Source organism: Microbacterium sp. HMWF026, from assembly GCF_003061325.1.
GTDB lineage: Bacteria > Actinomycetota > Actinomycetes > Actinomycetales > Microbacteriaceae > Microbacterium > Microbacterium testaceum_E.
In genome coordinates this window covers 1509-3187 of record NZ_QAJB01000428.1, presented here as the reverse complement: position 1 = coordinate 3187, position 1679 = coordinate 1509, and the positions used below count along the sequence as shown (strand labels likewise).

Here is a 1679-nt window from a genome sequence, read left to right as displayed (position 1 = left end):
CCTCGGCCGCGCCCTCGCAGGCCGACCGCGGCGACATCGACGCGCAGGGCGGCGCCGGCGGCACCGTCGGCACGCGCGTCGGCACGGGCTGGGTCGTCCCGGTCGTGGCGCTGCTCGTCCTGCTGGTCGCGGCTGCCGCGCCGGGCGCGATCCGGCTGGTGCTTCGTCGCCGGCGCCTCGCCGACGCGCGGGCGGGCGATCCCGTGGCCGCGTGGACGGCCGTGCGAGAGGACGCGGTGGACCTCGGCATCCCCGCCCCCGGTGCCGGGTCCCCGCGCGCGTTCGCCGCACGACTGGTCGAGGAGCACGGGGCCGAGGCCGACGACGTCGACCTGCTGCGCGAGGCACTGGAGCGCGCGAGCTACGCCGGCGACGCCGCGGATCCCGCGCGCGGTCCGGCGCTGGCCGCGGCCGTCGAGCGGGTGCGCGCCTCGCTGGCGGCGCGGGTCGGTACCGGCCGCCGCGCTCGCGCGCGGCTGCTGCCTCGCGCCCTGGTCGTCCGCCCCGGCGCCGTCACGACCGCCCCCGATCGCGAAACGGTGGGGTGAACGCCGAAGAGCGCCACCCTTTCAGGTGACGCTCTTCGTCTGGCGGAAGTGACAGGATTTGAACCTGCGAGGCGAGTTACCCCGCCTACATGGATTCCAGCCATGCTCCTTAGGCCGCTCGGACACACTTCCAAGGGTCGATCTTACACGGCCCCCGCGCTCGTCCGAATCGCGGTCGACGGGCGGACCGTCAGAGGACGCTCTTGGGCAGGCGGTGCAGCGTCACCGCCCCGACGGCGCGGAACGGGTGCAGGGGGTCGGGCTGCTCGGAACCGGTGGGACCGCCCAGTTCGCTGTGCACGAGCGCACTCATGACGGCGTAGGCGTCCATCCGGTCCCACCCGCGTTCGTCCACGAGGTGGTCGAACACGTCCTCGTAGCCGCGGCGGATGCTCTCCTGCACCGGGTCGCCCAGACCGACGAAGACCCACTCGTCGGCCGTCTCGATCCGAGGCGCCCGCAGCCCGGCATCCGGGATCAGCTCGATCGAGACGACCGCGACGCCCGCCGCCTCGATCGCGACGAACGACGACTCACCGCGCGCCATGACGGCGTGGATGTCGCCGATCGACAGCAGGGCGCCCTCGACCTCGACCGGCAGGTAGACGGTGGCGCCGGGGGCGACGTCGGTGACGTCCATGTTGCCGCCGAGGGCCGTCGTCGGCATGACCGTCGAGTTGCGTCCCTGGGCGGGGGCGGTGCCGATGCACCCGATCATCGGACGCGGCGCGACCACGTGACGGTCGGTCAGGTGCACCCCCTCGGCGTCGATGGGGATCCGCCGGCTGACGACGCGATCGGGCATGCGATGCTGCAGGGCGCCCGCTCCCGGCAGGCTCTGCGACCAGCCGTAGGCGCCCAGGCGGATCTCGTGCACGTGCACCGCCAGGGCGTCTCCGGGACGCGCGCCCTCGACGTACACCGGGCCCGTGACCGGGTTGATCGGCGCCCGCAGGGCCGCGAGGTCGCCGTGCTCGTGCAGCTCGGCGTAGACGGCGTCGTCGGTCTCGAACGCGATCGTCTCGCCCGTGCCGGGCTGGATGCGCAACGCCGCGGGAACGGAGGCATCGAAGCCCGGGCGACCGTGCTCCCTGCCGAGGGAGTGGGTCACGTCGCTCATCGGGGGGCCAC

At 74.3% G+C, this 1679-nt stretch carries 1 protein-coding gene, 1 tRNA gene and 1 pseudogene; 1 reads left to right on the top strand and 2 read right to left on the bottom strand.

Annotation, left to right across the window (positions count from 1 at the left end):
* A pseudogene (locus tag DBR36_RS17935) lies at nucleotides 1-548 on the top strand (transglutaminase domain-containing protein); the annotation flags it as partial.
* Between the two features lie 40 nt (nucleotides 549-588).
* Here the strand turns inward: DBR36_RS17935 and DBR36_RS15540 are convergent.
* Nucleotides 589-680 (bottom strand) — tRNA-Ser (locus DBR36_RS15540).
* 58 nt (nucleotides 681-738) lie between these two features.
* Entirely contained in the window at nucleotides 739-1668 is a 930-nt protein-coding gene (locus tag DBR36_RS15535) for an acetamidase/formamidase family protein (protein WP_108320620.1), read from the bottom strand.
* Nucleotides 1669-1679: the final 11 nt, after the last annotated feature.